The sequence below is a fragment of the Duganella sp. FT27W genome, assembly GCF_009295655.1.
Classification (GTDB): Bacteria; Pseudomonadota; Gammaproteobacteria; order Burkholderiales; family Burkholderiaceae_D; genus Rugamonas; species Rugamonas zoogloeoides.
In genome coordinates, this window is sequence record NZ_WHIV01000002.1 from 815,978 (window position 1) to 832,025 (window position 16,048).

A 16,048-nucleotide genomic window follows, 5' to 3' on the forward strand; every position below is an offset into this window, starting at 1 on the left:
CGCTCGCTGCGGTTTGCCCTCCTAGGCTTCGGCGTCGGACTGGTCGATCTCCGGCCCCAATAACAGCTGCGCCGCCTCGCTCGGCAGCGCCTCCACCGACTTGAGCTTGCGCGCCATCTGGCGGCTGCGGGTTTCGGCCGATTCGATATTCTTGGCGGCGCGCTCCAGCGTCAGCTTGGTGGCGGCCAGCACGTCGCCGAACTTGGCGAATTCCGTCTTCACCGCGCCCAGCACTTGCCATACTTCCGACGAACGCTTTTCCAGCGCCAGCGTGCGGAAGCCCATTTGCAGGCTGTTGAGCAGCGCACTCAAGGTCGATGGCCCGGCAATGCTGATGCGGTGCAGCCGTTGCAGCTCGTCGGCCAGGCCCGGGCGCCGCATCACTTCCGCATACAACCCTTCGGTGGGCAGGAACAGGATCGCAAAGTCGGTCGTGTGCGGCGGTGACACGTATTTTTCCGAAATGGTCCTGGCCTCGCCGCGCACCGCCCGTTCCAGTTCGCGTCCGGCCTGCGCCACGCCATCGGCGTCGGCGCGGTCGGCCGCTTCCAGCAGGCGCTCGTACTGCTCCTTGGGGAACTTGGCGTCGATCGGCATCCACACCGGTGCGCCGCCCTCCACCTGGCCCGGCAGCTTGAGCGCGAACTCCACCCGCGCACCGCTGCCGGCGATGGTCTCGACGTTCTTGGCGTACTGCTCCGGGGTGAGCACCTGTTCGAGCAGCATTTCCAGCTGCACCTCGCCCCAGGTGCCGCGCGTCTTGACGTTGGTGAGCACGCGTTTGAGATCGCCCACGCCCAGCGCCAGCTGCTGCATCTCGCCCAGGCCCTGGTGCACGCGCTCGAGGCGCTCCGACACCTGCTGGAACGACGCCGACAGGCGTGATTCCAGCGTGGCGTGCAGCTTCTCGTCCACGGTCTTGCGCATCTCTTCCAGGCGCGCGCCGTTATCGGCTTGCAGGTCCTTGATCTTCGCTTCCAGCGTGGCGCGCACCTCGCCCATGCGGGCGGCGTTCGATTCGGTCAGGCGGGCCAGGGTCTGGTTCATGCTGTCGGCGAACAGCTTGAGGTTGCGCGTCTGCTCGTCGCGCGCGACCAGTCCTTGCGTTTCGAGCTGGCGCCGCATGCCGTCGAACTGCTGCACCGTGGCCGCGTGGCTCGACTGCGCCGTGGTTTGCAGCTGCACCCGCACCTCGCGCTCCACGCGTTCGATACGCTCGGCCAGGTTGGACAGGGATGCCAGCGTTGCACCATCGAGACCGGCACTGCCGCGCGGGCGCAGCAAGACCAGCACCAGCAACACGATCGCCGCGAGCACCAGTGCCAGCAACACATAGAAGTGGATGTCGGTCATGGAATCTTAATCGGGCTTGTTACGCATCCAGTCGGCGGTCTGGAAGAAGGAGTTCATCAGCCGCACGCGCAGTTCGGTATCGATGCCCACGTCTTCCATCGCCCACGCCATGCAGCGCAGCCACTGGTCGCGTTCCTGGGTGCCGATGGCGAACGGCATGTGGCGCATGCGCAGGCGCGGATGGCCGTGCGCTTGCTGGTACAGGTCGGGCCCGCCCATCCAGCCGCTGAGGAACATGAACAGGCGGTCGTTGGCATTCTCGAGCGACGGGCCGTGCACGGAGCGCAGCAGCTGGAACTCGGGCTCGAGTTCCATCAGGTCATAAAAACGGTCGACCATCGCGCGCACGCGCGCCTCGCCGCCGATCACTTCATAGAGGGTTTTCGATTCTTCGGTCATAGCCGCCATGATAGCGTACCGCGCTTCCCCTCGTGCGCCCTCACACCAGCGCCAGCTTGTGCAGGCGCCGCGTGGACGTCCAGCCCTCGACATCGGCCAGGCTGCGGATATCGTCGCAGGCCTCGACGATGCGCCGCAGCTGGCTGCGATCAAGGCCGCTATTGAGGGTCAGGCGCACCAGCGAGCGGTTCTTCGGCGTGGCCGGTGCGCAGAACATGGCGCCCACCACGCCGCGCGCTTCGAGCAGCTTGCGCAGCGCCAGCGTTTTCGGTTCCGGGCCCGCTTCCAGGGCGATGATCTGCTCGGTGCCGTCGCTGACGTTGTAGCCGAGCGCACCGAGTTCCTCGCGCAGCGCGCAGGCCTTGATGTGCAGGGCCACGCGCCGCTCGTCGGCTGCCGCGACAAAGTCGATGGCGGCATCGAACCACGCCAGCTCGTGCCGCAGCAGGCAGGAACTGAAGATGGCCGGGCGCGACTCGGACAGGAAGTAGCCCTTGAATTTGCTGGAGCACGTGATGACGCCGGCGCGCCCGGCAAACGCCTTGGCCAGCGACGCCGTGCGGAAATGCACGCGGTCCTGCAAGCCCAGCGCGGCGACCAATCCGGCGCCGCGCGGACCGTGGGTGCCCAGCGAATGCGATTCGTCGACGATCAGCACGCAGCCGGTCGCCCAGGCCAGATCGACCAGTGCCGGCAATGGCGCCACGCTGCCATTGGTGCTGTAGAGCGCATCGACCGCGATTACGCCGCGTCCGTGGCGCGCCACCTGCCGCTGCAGATGCTCGAGGTCGTTGTGGCGGAACGAGACCGGCACGGCGCCGGCCGACTGCACGCCCTCCCACAGCGAGGCGTGGGCCTGCATGTCGAGGTACACCGGCAAGCCGGGCTCGGCCAGCGTCTGGACCAGGCCAACATTGGCGGCCCAGCCCGACTGCGCCAAAATCGCGTCCTCGGCACCCATGAAGCGCGCGAACTTGTGTTCGAGCCGGTGCTGGGCGCTGCCCTCCTGCAGGTACACCGCCGACATCAGCTGTTCGCTTTCGCCCCCCTGCAAGGCGTTGACCTGGGCCCGCACCAGCGCCGGCTCGCCGGCCAGGCACAGGTAATCGTTACCGGCCAAAAATACCGAGCCCGCCTGGACCGGCTGCCAGGCATGCGGGTGCTCGCCGCCGAGCAACTGTTCAATCCGCGTCACGTGATGCGCATCCATGCGCCGGCGCACGTAATCCGGCATCAGGTGTTCGGCAGCAAACAGCGAAGGGTGAAACAAGGCATTTTGGCAAGTGTTAACGTTGGTCATGATATTTTCCTGTTTTGAAATGGTTGTGTTTTTTTATGAAACTATTTCGCACCTTGATGCATAAAAATCCCAAACCAGTTGATCAAAATCAACGACCTATTTGATATGCCAGAGTGCGTTGCAAATCCGGGCGATGATAAGTCTCACAGACAAGTAAATCCTTGCCATGAAGCAACCACTGCAAGAATCCTTCAAGCGTTGGAAGACGAGCGTGCTGCAGTCGCTGCTCCAATACCATGGCCGCGAAGACCATGCCACCGTGCGCATCTTGCTGCTGGCCTGCATCGGCACGGTCGCCATGCCGCTGTACTACGTGATCTGGCAGCACTTTTTCCCGCAGGAATACGAGAGCCTGCCGCTGCGGCTGGTCGGTATCGTGCTGTGCGCGATCGGCCTGTTTGCGCGCCAGTTCAGCCGCCGCATGCTGGACCTGTACCTGCTGGTCACGCTCAGCTACATCTTCCCGTTCTTCTTCACCTTCATGTTCCTGATGAATCATGCGTCCGGCGTGTGGAGCGAGTCCCTGCTGATCGGCCTGATCGTGCTGTTCCATTTCGACACCAGCGTCGCCGTCAAGGCTTACCTGATCGGCACGGCGGCGGCGGTGGCAGCGGTGGCCATGGTGGGCGACACCGCCGTCCTCGGCAGCCGGCTGGTATTGCAGCAGTTGCCGATCCACTGGTTCACGATTGCCGTGCTCGCTGCTGCCAAGATCAGCCGCGAGGTACTGGCGCAGGAAAAACTGGCGGGACTGGGCGCCGGACTGGCGACCGTGGCGCACGAACTGCGCACGCCGCTCACCAGCGTGGACGCCAATGTGCGCGGCCTGCTGCGCATGTGCTCGGAAAGTGCGGGGCCGCTGCCGGCCGACCGCGTGGGCACCGTCGACGCGCTGGCGCGGATCCAGTTCGAGGTGCGCCACATGAACCACATGATCGACCTGTTCCTGCTCAGCGCCACGGCGGTGCGGCGCAGCCTGCGGCCGATCGAGACGGTATCGATGGAAGCGGTGGTGGCGGCGGTGCTCAAGCGCTACCCGTTCGTCAACGCCGGCCAGCAAAAGCTGGTGGCGCTGGAGGTACGCCGCAATTTCAGTTTTGCCGGCCAGTCCGAGCTGTCGGTGGTGATCTTGCTGAACCTGCTGAGGAATGCACTGAAAGCCATCCAGCGCGCCGGCAAGGGCCGGGTGCGGATCGTCGTTGATGGCGGCCATGCGCCGCCGCGCCTGCTGTTCATCGATACCGGCTGCGGCATTCCGGCGCAGCAGATGCCGCTGATCTTCCACCGTTTTTACTCGTTCCCGCCGCACAACGGCGCCGGCATCGGCCTGGCGCTGTGCCAGGAAATCATGGATGCCTGGAGCGCCACCATCGAATGCATCTCGCGCGAGAGCGCCTATGCCATCTTCATCCTCGAATTTCCCCAGCAGCCATCACTGGCAAAATAATCATGTCACTTCCTCTCTACACCCACCCTACCCTGACCGTGCTGGTCGATGACAGCGATTCATTCCTGCGCAGCCTGGCGTTCCAGCTCGACCCCATCCACGCCAGCAAGACCTTCCACGACACCACCACGGCGCTGCACTGGCTGCGCCACGGCGACCACGGACGGCGCGGCACACCGCCGCCCCCACCGCTGCACATGAATTTCGATACCCAGAACCAGCCAGGCGACCAGTTCAACGTGGCGCTCGATATCGATGCGATCTACCGCATCGCCGGCCAGCCGCAGCGCTTTGCCACGCCGTCGGTGCTGGTGGTCGATTACTCGATGCCGCAAATGAATGGACTGGAATTTTGCGAGCTGGTGAGCGACCTGCCGTGCAAGAAAATTTTATTTACCGGCGCCGCCGACGAAAAGATCGCGGTGAGCGCCTTCAACCGCGGCCTGATCGACCGCTACATCCAGAAAAGCGACGACCACGCGCTCGATATCCTGGAACTCGAACTCACCACGCTGCAACGGCGCTATTTCACCGACCAGTCGGAAACCTTGCGCGAGCTGGTGCTGCTGCACAATTACCACTTCCTCGGCGACCCGGTGCTGGCCTTGCAGGTGCAGCGACTCAAGCAGGACCTGGGCTTCATCGAACACTACCTGTTCGCCAACCCCACCGGCATCGTCTTCCTGGACAAGTTCGGCCGCACCCGGCTGATGATGATCGAAACCGAGCAAGGCATGGCAGCGCAATACGAGATGGCGTGCGACAGCGACGCGCCGCAGTCGCTGCTCGACGCCCTGGGCGCGCGGCGCGTGCTGCCGTTCTTTTCGGATGTGGATGGCGACGGCATGTATGCGCGCCACATGGGCGACAACTGGCAACGCTATTGCGCCACGCCCCAAGTGTGCCAGGGCCGCGAAACGTATTACTGGGCGCTGTTCGACCTGCCGCCGCACTATTACGCGCAGCCGCCGCTGGCCTATACCGAGTTCCTGCGCCAGGAGCGCGAACTGGCCAACGCGGCGGCCAGCGTCACGTCAACGCGGCGCGGCCGGCAGCGTGATCGTGAAACAACTCCCTGACGCCACGCCCGCGCTGGCGGCAGCCACCGTGCCGCCATGCAGGTCCACCAGCGCCCGTACCAGCGACAGGCCCAGTCCCAGGCCGTCGCTTTTGCGCTCGGTGGACTTGTGGACCTGGCTGTAGATGTCGAAAATAGTCCCCAGTCGCTCGGCCGGGATGCCCATGCCATTGTCGGTGATGCGCACGGTGATGATGTCGCCGGCGCGGCGCAGCGCCAGCGCGATGACGCCACCCTCGGGCGTGTAGCGCACCGCGTTGCCCAGTACATTGCCCACCGCCTGTACCAGCCGCATGTGGTCGCCCATTACCAGGCAAGCCGCGGCATCGATATCGACCGTCAGGCGATGCTGCTTGGCCTGCACTGCCGACTGTAATTGCTCCACGGTGTCGGCCACCACGGTGCGCATGTCGAGCCGGACCAGTGTCAGGCGGATTTCGCCACGGCGGATGCGTGTCGTATCGAGCAAGTCCTCGGCCACCCGGCTCATGTGGCCCAGCTGGCGCTGCACCATTTGCGCCAGTTCGGCGGTGCGGACGTGGTCGAAGGCCTTGAGCTTCAACAGTTCGGTGGCGTTGTGCGCAGCCGAGATGGGGTTGCGCAACTCGTGCGCCACGGTGGCCAGGAAGGCGTCCTTGCGCAGGTCAGCGTCGTGCAGCGCCTGGCGCGCCATGAACAGCTCGGTCATGTCGCGTGACACCACCATCACTTCGCGCACCTGGCCGTCGGCCCCGAACACCGGGTTGGCCACCACGTCCCACCAGCGCGGCGTGCCCTGGGCGGTGGGACAAAAGGCGTTGAATTTGCTGACCTTGCCGTTTTTGGCGCTTTCGAAAGCGTTTTGTGCCAGCATGCGGGCGTCTTCGGGCCAGAATTCCCACCAGGTCTTGCCAAGTATCTGTTCCGGTGCGCTCAGCTCAAGCGCCACCACCCCGCCCGGATTGAGCTGACCTAATCGTCCTTGCAGGTCGAGAATTTTAATGCAATCGACAGAACTGCTGAACAGGTCGCGATTCAGTTCGCCGTCAGATCCGGTATAGGTCGCGCAGATGGAATCAAACATGGTGTGGACGGTCGCTTCTCAGGGGTAAAGAAAGGAAGCGGGGGCGGGGCATCCTGTTGGTGGGCCGATTCTACAATACTTCGCAGCGCCGGCGCGCAAGGCAGGAGGCGCCAGCCCCCTGCCCGGTCAATGCGTCTGCGTCAGCCTTCGCGCAAGGTTTGCAGCGGCGGCTGGCGCAGCACGCTGCGCAAACCGAGCCAGCCGCCGGCAATCGCGCACACAGCGCCAGCGAGCAAGCCCACCATCCACACCGACGGCGAGAAGGCCCAGGCAAACTTGAACTGGTACGTGGCCAGCGCCCAGCCCATCACGGCGGCGCCGGTGGCAGCCAGCACGCCGGCCAGCGCGCCCACCAGCGTGAATTCGATCAGCTGTGCCTGCGACAACTGGCGCCGGGTGGCGCCCAGCGCGCGCAGCAGACCCGATTCGCGGGTGCGCTCGTCCTGCGAACCCATCAGCGCGGCATACAGCACCAGCAAGCCGGAGGCCAGCGTGAAGATGAACAGGAATTCGATCGCGGTGACCACCTGGTCGAGCACGGCCTGCACCTGGCGCAGCAAGCCGCCGACATCGACGATCGTCAGGTTCGGGAAGTCGCGCGTGAGGGCGTTCATCACCGGTCCCTGCTGGCCCGGCAGGTGGAACGCCGTGATCCAGCTTTGCGACACTTCGGTGAGCGCCGCCGGGTTGATGATGACGAAGAAATTGACCCGCATCGAGCCCCATTCGAGCTTGCGCAGGCTGGTAATCGTCACCTCGACCGGCGAACCGGCGATATTGAAGTTGAGCTTGTCCCCGACCTTCCAGCGCAGGGTCTTGGCGATGCCCTCCTCCACCGACGCTTCGGCCACGCCGGGAGCGTCGGTAAACCACTTGCCGGCCACGATCTCGTTCTCGGCCTGCATGGTGGCCATGGTGGAGAGGTTGAATTCGCGGTCGGCCAGGCCGCGCGCGCGGTCCTCGGTGTACGTCTCGGCCGTGACCGGCTGGCCGTTGACGGCGGCCAGGCGGCCACGGATCATCGGATACTGCGGCGCATAGGCCACGCCGGCCGATTGCAGGCGCGCGGCGATCTGGTCTTTTTGCTCGGGCTGGATGTTGATGATGAAGCGGTTCGGCGCATCGGGCGGCGTGGCGTTGCGCCAGGCCGTCATCAGGTCTTCGCGCACCACGGTGAGCACCAGCAGCGCCATCATGCCCAGCGCCAGCGACACCACCTGCACGATGGTCGCGCCCGGGCGGCGTTGCAGCGAGGTGATGGCGAAGCGCCAGCTTTGATGGTCGATGGCGCCGCGCAGCGGCTTGAGCGCTTTCAGGCCCAGCCACGCCACCAGCGCGAACACGCCGAAGGCGGCCACGAAACCCAGCGCCGTGTACAGCGCCAGCATGGCGTCGCCCGCCTGCCACAACAGCAGCGATGCAAAACCGGCGAAACCGAGGCCGTAGGTGGCCAATGCCGCCACCTGCGGTGCATCCTGCTCGCGGCGGATCACGCGGTTGTGCGGCACCTTGCGCAGTTGCAAAATCGGCGGCAATGCGAACGCGGCCAGCAGCAGGATGCCGGTGGCCAGGCCTTGCAGCGCCGGCCAGATGGTGGGACCCGGCAAATTGGCGGCCACCAGCTTGCCCAGCACTTCCAGCAGCACGTAGTGGGCGCCGAAACCGACCGCCACACCCATGGCGCTGCCGGCCAGGCCAACCAGCAGGAATTCATACAAATACATCGCGGTGACCTGGTTTTGCGTCAGGCCCAGGCAGCGCAGCATGGCGCAGGCATCGAGGTGGCGCTGCATGAAGCGGCGCGCAGCCATGGCCACGGCCACTGCCGCCAGCATGGCCGACAGCAGGCCGACCAGCGACAGGAAACGGTCGGCGCGGTCAAGCGTGTTGCGCATTTCGGGGCGGCCATTTTCCAGCGATTCAACCCGCACGCCCTTGAGGTTGGCCTGTTTGATGGTGTCCTGCATCCATTGCTGGAACGCGGCCGCTTCGGCTGCGGTATTTTTCGACAATGGCGGTGCCGCCACCAGCAGGCGGTAAGTCACGCGCGAACCGGGCTGGATCAGGTTGGTCGCTTCGAGATCGGCCAGCGCCAGCATCACGCGCGGCGCGAACGCCAGGAAGTTGGCGCCGCGATCGGGTTCCGACGCGATCAGTTGAGCGACCGTAAACGTCTTGTCGCCAAGCTTGACCTGGCCGCCCACGCTGGTGCCCAGGCTGCCCAGGAGGCCGGCATCGAGCCAGACCGTGCCCGGCGCGGGGATGCCAGCGGCGCCCGCGCCTTCGCTTTGCTCGGCCTGGGCGGCATCGGTGGTGAGCTTGAGCCGGCCGCGCAGCGGGTAGCCGGGACCGACCGCCTTGAGCGAGGCCAGCATCGATTGCGACTGCTCGCCCTCGCCTGCCGTGGCCATGCTGGGGAAGACCACGGTGTCGGTTACCACCAGCCCGCGCCTGAGCGCCTCGGCACGCCACTCGGGACGCACCGGCAAGTCGGTGCTGACGACCACGTCGGCGCCCAGCAGTTGGTGGGCATCACGGTCCAGGCCGCTACGCAGGCGATCGACAAAGAAGCCGGTGGCGGACAGGGCCGCGACGGCTACCGTCAGGGCGATCAGCAGGAAGCGCAATTGGCCGGCGCGCCAGTCGCGCGCGGTCATGCTCAGGGCGAGTTTGATCATGTTGGTTTAAAAAGGGAGAGAGGCGAAATAGGCGTCAACTTCGGCCAGCAGTTGCTGTTTTTGCGCTGCGGGCAGGAACGCCGCTTCAAAGCCGTTGCGTGCCAGGCGCTGCGCGTGCGACAAGCCCAGCGGCAACGCTTCGAAGGTGGCAATGAAATTGTCGTTCATATAGCCGCCGAAGTAGGCGGGGTCGTCCGAGTTGATGGTGACCTTGACGCCGGCGTCGAGCAGTTCGAGCAGGTTGTGCTGGGCCATGGCCGGGAACACGCACAGCTTGACGTTCGACAGCGGGCATACGGTGAGCGCCATCTGTTCGCGCACCAGGCGCTCGACCAGAGCCGGGTCTTCCAGGCAGCGCACGCCATGGTCGATGCGCTCGACCTGGAGCACGTCGAGCGCGGTTTCGATATAGGCCGGCGGACCTTCTTCGCCGGCATGGGCCACCAGGCGGAAACCGAGTTCCTTGCAGCGCGCAAACACCCGGGCGAATTTTTCCGGCGGATTGCCGCGCTCGGACGAGTCGAGCCCGATGCCGATGTACTTGTCGCGGTACGGCAGCGCTTCTTCCAGCACAGCGAACGCGTCTTCTTCCGACAGGTGGCGCAGGAAGCTCAAGATCAGCGTGGCGCTGACCGGGCTGTCCTGGCAGGCGCGGTGGATGCCGTCGATGACGTCCTTGACCGGCACGCCGCGCGCGGTGTGGGTTTGCGGATCGAAAAAGATTTCGGTGTGACGCACGTTGTCCGCCTCGGCGCGCTGGAGGTAGGCGGCGGTCATGTCGTAGAAATCCTGCTCGTGCAGCAGCACGCTGGCGCCGGCGTAATAGATGTCGAGGAACGATTGCAGGTCGGTAAACGCGTACGCGGCGCGCAGGTCTTCGACCGAGGCGTACGGCAGCGCGACGTTGTTGCGCGCGGCCAGCGCGAAGATCAGTTCGGGCTCGAGCGAGCCTTCGATATGGATGTGCAGTTCGGCCTTGGGCATGCCTTCGAGCACGCCGCGCAATTGGGTATTCAACATGATGAGTTCCTGTTACAGATGACGAGATTGATGCGTATGACTGGGCATCTTAGCGCACGCTGCGCGCAAGCGTGATACTGTGGCATAAATGGCGGTAAAAATTGCGGAAAAGTCCATGCGAAACGTGCAGTTTTATCGAATTTTATTCTTTTAAATCAAAGCTTTACGAAAGAGTATTAACGATATTACGACATATCTTTTGACTTCCTGCACCAATAGAGCAATAATAAATTTCATAGACGTAAGAAGCCTTACGACCAACACATAAAAGCCGTCCACCGGCGATAAAGTCAGCTCAGAGCCACGGGCAATCCGTGCTACTCCGAGGACGCTCACAGAAGCTGATCAAAAAGAAAAATACTCAGCAAGTACGCACCGATCCAGGGCCACGGCAGCCTTGCTGCCTGACCCGTGACTAGTAGGTTTACATCATCAAAGGACATTCAAATGACCATTTTTGACAACTACGCTGCACGGTATGAACGGACCAAAGAGGAAGAGATGTCCATGAAGGAATATCTCGACCTGTGCAAGAAAGATCGACTCACCTACGCCAGTGCGCCCGAACGCATGCTCGCTGCCATCGGCGAACCGACCCTGGTCGATACCCGCAACGACACCCGGCTCTCGCGCATCTTCGCCAACAAGGTCATCAAGATTTACCCGGCCTTTCGCGAATTCTATGGCACCGAGGAAGTGATCGAACAAGTGGTCTCCTACTTCCGCCACGCGGCCCAGGGCCTCGAGGAGCGCAAGCAGATCCTGTATCTGCTGGGCCCGGTTGGTGGCGGTAAATCGTCGATCGCGGAAAAGCTCAAGTCGCTGATGGAACATGTGCCGTTCTATTGCCTGAAAGGTTCGCCGGTCAACGAATCGCCGCTGGGGCTGTTCAACGAGGACGAAGACGGCACCCTGCTTGAAGAAGATTACGGCATTCCGCGCCGCTACCTGCGCAACATCCCGAGCCCGTGGGCGGTCAAGCGCCTGCACGAGTTCAACGGCGACATCAACCAGTTCCGCGTGGTCAAGCGCTATCCGTCCGTACTGAAACAGATCGCCATCTCCAAAACCGAGCCGGGCGATGAAAACAACCAAGATATTTCGTCTCTGGTCGGCAAGGTCGATATCCGCAAGCTCGAGGATTATTCGCAGGACGATCCCGATGCGTACAGCTACTCGGGCGGCCTGTGCCTGGCCAACCAGGGCCTGATGGAATTCGTCGAGATGTTCAAAGCGCCAATCAAGGTGCTGCACCCGTTGTTGACGGCCACGCAGGAAGGTAACTACAAGGGTACCGAGGGCTTTGGCGCAATTCCGTTCGACGGCATCATCCTGGCCCACTCCAACGAGTCGGAATGGAAAACCTTCCGTAACAACCGCAACAACGAAGCGTTCCTTGACCGGATTTACATCGTCAAGGTGCCGTACTGCCTGCGCATTACCGACGAGATCAAGATTTACGACAAGCTGCTGGCCAACTCGTCGCTGGCTGCGGCGCCGTGCGCGCCCGGCACCCTGCGCATGATGTCGCAGTTCGCCATCCTGTCGCGCCTGAAAGACCCGGAAAATTCCAGCGTGTACAGCAAGATGCTGGTGTACGACGGCGAAAACCTCAAGGACACCGATCCCAAGGCCAAATCGATGCACGAGTACGTCGATTACGCGGGCGTGGACGAAGGCATGAACGGGCTGTCCACGCGGTTTGCCTTCAAGATCCTGTCCAAGGTCTTTAACTTCGACAATACCGAAGTGGCGGCCAACCCGGTCCACCTGCTGTACGTGCTGGAGCAACAGGTGGAACGAGAGCAGTTCCCGCCGGAAACCGAACAAAAATATCTGTCGTATATCAAGGAACACCTGGCGCAGCGGTATGTCGAATTCATCGGCAAAGAAATTCAGACTGCATACCTGGAGAGCTATTCCGAGTACGGCCAGAATATTTTCGACCGCTACGTGACGTTTGCCGACTTCTGGATCCAGGACCAGGAATTCCGCGATCCCGATACCGGCGAGAGTTTCGACCGCGAATCGCTGAACAACGAGCTGGAAAAGATCGAAAAGCCGGCTGGCATCTCGAACCCGAAAGACTTCCGCAACGAGATTGTCAACTTCGGACTGCGTGCGCGCGCTAATAATGGGGGCAAGAACCCGGCGTGGACCAGCTACGAGAAATTCCGCACCGTGATCGAGAAGAAAATGTTCTCGAACACGGAGGAACTGCTACCGGTGATCTCGTTCAATGCCAAGGCCAGCGCCGAGGACGCCAACAAGCACGCGGACTTCGTCGCGCGCATGGTGGAAAAAGGGTATACGGCCAAGCAGGTTCGCTTGCTGTGCGAATGGTACTTGCGAGTACGTAAGTCGTCGTAACCGGCGGAGCCCACATAGACCAAGGGGGTATCTTTTGAGTCACCTCATCGACCGACGTTTGCAGGGCAAGAACAAATCCGCAGTCAACCGCGAGCGTTTCCTGCGCCGTTACAAATCGCAGATCAAGGATGCGGTGGGGCGCGCCATCAAGGGGCGCTCCATCACCGACATCGAAAGCGGCGAGAAAGTTTCCATTCCCGTCAAGGATGTGGGCGAACCATCGTTCGGCCATGCTCATGGCGGGGTATGGGAAACCATCAGCCCCGGCAACCAGGAATATCAGAAGGGCGACCAGATTACCCGGCCCAAGGGCGGCGGGGGCGCCGGCCGTGGCAAGGCCGGCAATAGCGACCAGATGACCGAAGACGATTTCATCTTCGAGCTGTCGCGCGAAGAATTCATGAATTACTTCTTCGAGGATCTTGAACTGCCGCACATGGTCAAAACCCAGCTGACCGCCACCACCGAGTTCAAGAACCAGCGCGCCGGCTATAACATTTCCGGCACACCATCCAATATCCACGTGCTGCGCTCCTTGCGCGGGGCGCTGGGCCGGCGCATTGCCGTCGGCGGCAGTTCGCGCAAGCGGCTGGCCGAAGCGCAAGAGGAACTGCAGGCGCTGCTGGACAAGCCGGTACCCGACCTCGAAGACTCGATCCTGGTGGCCGAGCTGCGCAAGGTGATCCACCACCTGCACACGCGGTTGGCGGCAATCCCCTACATCGACCCGTTCGACCTGCGCTACAGCAACCGCATCAAGGTACCGAAACCGATGACGCAGGCGGTGATGTTCTGCATCATGGACGTCTCCGGTTCGATGGACGAAACCCGCAAGGACACGGCCAAGCGCTTCTTCATCCTGCTGTACCTGTTCCTGAAACGCGTGTATGACAAGATCGAGGTGGTGTTCATCCGCCACCATACGGCTGCGTCCGAAGTGGACGAGGAAGAATTTTTCCACTCGCGCGAATCGGGCGGCACGGTGGTGTCGTCGGCGCTGCACCTGCTCGACAAGGTCATCGACGAGCGCTACGCTGCTGGCAGCTGGAACAGCTACGTGGCACAGGCATCCGACGGCGACAACTGGGACAACGACTCGGTGCTGTGCCGGCAGTTGCTCACCAACACCATCATGCCCAAGGTGCAGTATTACACCTACGTGGAGATCACCGACGGGCCGCCGCAAAACCTGTGGGAACAGTATTCGCAGGTGCCCGATCACCATCCCCACTTTGCCATGCAAAAAATCGTCACGCCGGCCGACATTTACCCGGTATTTCGCGAACTGTTTAAAAAGCAGGCAAAATCATGAACGATATGACGCACCCCGCCACGCCCACGCCGGGCCCGCGCGACCGCGAACCAACGTCGCGCCATCCGAACGCCCTGCCCGAGCAGTCGGAATGGACGTTCGAGCTGATCGAACAAATCCACGCCGAAATCCGCCGGGTGGCCGAAAACTTCGGCCTCGACACCTATCCCAACCAGCTCGAGATCATCACCGCCGAGCAGATGATGGACGCCTACACGTCGGTCGGCATGCCGGTCTCGTACAACCACTGGTCGTTCGGCAAACATTTCCTGAGCACCGAGAAAGGCTATAAGCGCGGGCAGATGGGCCTGGCATACGAGATCGTCATCAACTCCGATCCCTGCATCGCCTATTTAATGGAGGAAAATAGCCTGACCATGCAGGCGCTGGTGATCGCCCACGCGGCCTACGGCCACAACTCTTTCTTTAAAGGCAATTACCTGTTCCGCACCTGGACCGATGCCGAGGCCATCGTCGATTACATGGTGTTCGCCAAGAATTACATCGCCGAGTGCGAGCAGCGCTATGGCATCGACGAGGTCGAGCTGCTGCTCGATTCGTGCCACGCAATCCAGAATTACGGCGTCGATCGCTACAAGCGGCCTGCCAAGCTGTCGCTGGCGCAGGAACGGGCGCGCCAGAAAGAGCGCGAGGCGTACGTGCAATCGCAGATCAACGAACTGTGGCGCACTCTGCCACGGCGCGAGGAAGAGGAAGTCAACAAGTCGGCCAAGCGCTTTCCGCCCGAGCCGGAAGAGAACCTGCTCTACTTTATCGAAAAATATGCACCATTATTGGAACCCTGGCAGCGCGAAATGGTGCGTATCGTGCGCAAAATCAGTCAGTATTTCTATCCGCAGCGGCAAACCCAGGTGATGAACGAGGGCTGGGCCACCTTCTGGCACTACACCATCCTCAACCAGTTGTACGACGAGGGCGTGATTGGCGACGGCTTCATGATGGAATTTCTCAAGAGCCATACCAACGTGGTGTACCAGCCGCCGGTGCACAGCCCCTATTACAACGGCATCAACCCGTACGCGCTGGGCTTTGCCATGATGACCGACATCCGCCGCATCTGCGAGCACCCCACTGCCGAGGACCGAGCCTGGTTCCCCGACATAGCCGGCAGCGACTGGCGCAAGACGCTGGACTTTGCCATGCGCAACTTCAAGGACGAGAGCTTCATCGCCCAGTACCTGTCGCCCAAGCTGATACGGGAATTCCACTTTTTTGCCGTGCTCGATGACGATCACAACGAGAAACTGGCCATCTCCGCCATCCACGACGACCTCGGCTATCGTTACGTGCGCCAGCAGCTGGCAGAACAATATAATCTCGGCAATAGAGAACCGAATATCCAGGTCTGGTCGGTCAACACCCGGGACGACCGGGCATTGACCTTGCGCCACACGCAATTCCAGCGCCGGCCGCTCAACCAGCAGGCCGGCGAGGTACTCAAGCACGTAGCGCGGCTGTGGGGGTTCGATGTCCACCTCGAGACAACGGGGCCCAACGGAGAAGTAATCAGCGCGATGGAGGTTAAACGCGAGAAACGCTCACGCTTTTGACTGACAACTACAGGACATCTCTGTAGTGTGCTTGTTATGCTAGGCATGAACGGGCCCCTTAAACAGGCACGGCTCTTGCATGGAACAAGACCGGGTTCAGAAGCGAAAGCTTCGATACCCGGTTTCTTTTTTAGGGAATGCATGGCCGCAGAAAGAAGTCAACATTTTTCTGCACCATTTTGTAGTACCTGGTAACTTGCAGTTTCACTCAAGAAACATCTGCGACCGAATTATCGACTGTGCGTAGTAAAGTTACACGCATAAAATTCCGCAAATGCGCTTAAGGGAAAACTAAGTAATGTCACTGAGGGGCTTGCCCCAATTGTGCACTGCAAGGGGCGCTCGCGTGTACTATATTGGTGCAAAGGGAGCGCTAACACACAGGAAAAGCCGACGAAATTTAACCGGTTTTAGGGATGAAAATTCTATGTAAAATCAAGAATTCGTATGTATAATT

General features: G+C 61.9%; 11 protein-coding genes. 5 read left to right on the top strand and 6 right to left on the bottom strand.

The genetic code is table 11. From position 1 onward, the window contains the following. Positions 1-21: 21 nt before the first annotated feature. Genes F8197_RS09820 through cqsA form a run of 3 tightly spaced genes read right to left on the bottom strand, consistent with a single transcriptional unit; the run spans position 22 to position 3,052 of the window. The gene (locus F8197_RS09820; protein ID WP_152881682.1) at positions 22-1,353 is read right to left on the bottom strand and encodes a DNA recombination protein RmuC; all 1,332 of its coding nucleotides are present in this window, start codon (positions 1,351-1,353) and stop codon (positions 22-24) included. Positions 1,354-1,359: 6 nt separating this feature from the next. Next, complete coding sequence (locus F8197_RS09825) at positions 1,360-1,761, bottom strand: group II truncated hemoglobin (RefSeq protein WP_373996828.1); 402 nt, start codon at positions 1,759-1,761, stop codon at positions 1,360-1,362. 31 nt (positions 1,762-1,792) lie between these two features. Continuing rightward, positions 1,793-3,052: an alpha-hydroxyketone-type quorum-sensing autoinducer synthase gene (cqsA, locus tag F8197_RS09830; RefSeq protein ID WP_056140796.1), complete on the bottom strand. Its 1,260-nt coding sequence runs from the start codon at positions 3,050-3,052 to the stop codon at positions 1,793-1,795. Between the two features lie 166 nt (positions 3,053-3,218). Between cqsA and F8197_RS09835 the strand changes: the two genes are divergently transcribed. Further along, the gene (locus tag F8197_RS09835; protein WP_152881683.1) at positions 3,219-4,499 is read left to right on the top strand and encodes a sensor histidine kinase KdpD; all 1,281 of its coding nucleotides are present in this window, start codon (positions 3,219-3,221) and stop codon (positions 4,497-4,499) included. Positions 4,500-4,501: 2 nt separating this feature from the next. Next, positions 4,502-5,578, top strand: a complete 1,077-nt coding sequence (locus F8197_RS09840; RefSeq protein WP_056140800.1) for a response regulator — start codon at positions 4,502-4,504, stop codon at positions 5,576-5,578. Here F8197_RS09840 and F8197_RS09845 read toward each other — a convergent pair. From F8197_RS09845 to F8197_RS09855, 3 genes are all read right to left on the bottom strand, one after another. After that, positions 5,534-6,640: a PAS domain-containing sensor histidine kinase gene (locus F8197_RS09845; protein WP_152881684.1), complete on the bottom strand. Its 1,107-nt coding sequence runs from the start codon at positions 6,638-6,640 to the stop codon at positions 5,534-5,536. The genes F8197_RS09840 and F8197_RS09845 overlap by 45 nt on opposite strands. Positions 6,641-6,780: 140 nt before the next feature. Then, positions 6,781-9,318: an ABC transporter permease gene (locus F8197_RS09850; RefSeq protein ID WP_152881685.1), complete on the bottom strand. Its 2,538-nt coding sequence runs from the start codon at positions 9,316-9,318 to the stop codon at positions 6,781-6,783. Between the two features lie 6 nt (positions 9,319-9,324). After that, positions 9,325-10,338: an adenosine deaminase gene (locus F8197_RS09855; protein ID WP_152881686.1), complete on the bottom strand. Its 1,014-nt coding sequence runs from the start codon at positions 10,336-10,338 to the stop codon at positions 9,325-9,327. A gap of 447 nt (positions 10,339-10,785) precedes the next feature. On the opposite strand from F8197_RS09855, the gene F8197_RS09860 reads away from it, so the two are divergent. The 3 genes from F8197_RS09860 to F8197_RS09870 are packed head-to-tail and all read left to right on the top strand — an operon-like array spanning position 10,786 to position 15,591. Further along, positions 10,786-12,708, top strand: coding sequence for a PrkA family serine protein kinase (locus F8197_RS09860; RefSeq protein WP_152881687.1), 1,923 nt, complete (start codon positions 10,786-10,788; stop codon positions 12,706-12,708). A 34-nt stretch (positions 12,709-12,742) separates the two neighbouring features. Next, positions 12,743-14,020, top strand: coding sequence for a YeaH/YhbH family protein (locus F8197_RS09865; RefSeq protein WP_152881688.1), 1,278 nt, complete (start codon positions 12,743-12,745; stop codon positions 14,018-14,020). Then, complete coding sequence (locus F8197_RS09870; protein ID WP_373996829.1) at positions 14,017-15,591, top strand: SpoVR family protein; 1,575 nt, start codon at positions 14,017-14,019, stop codon at positions 15,589-15,591. Before F8197_RS09865 ends, F8197_RS09870 begins: the two co-directional genes overlap by 4 nt. Positions 15,592-16,048: the final 457 nt, after the last annotated feature.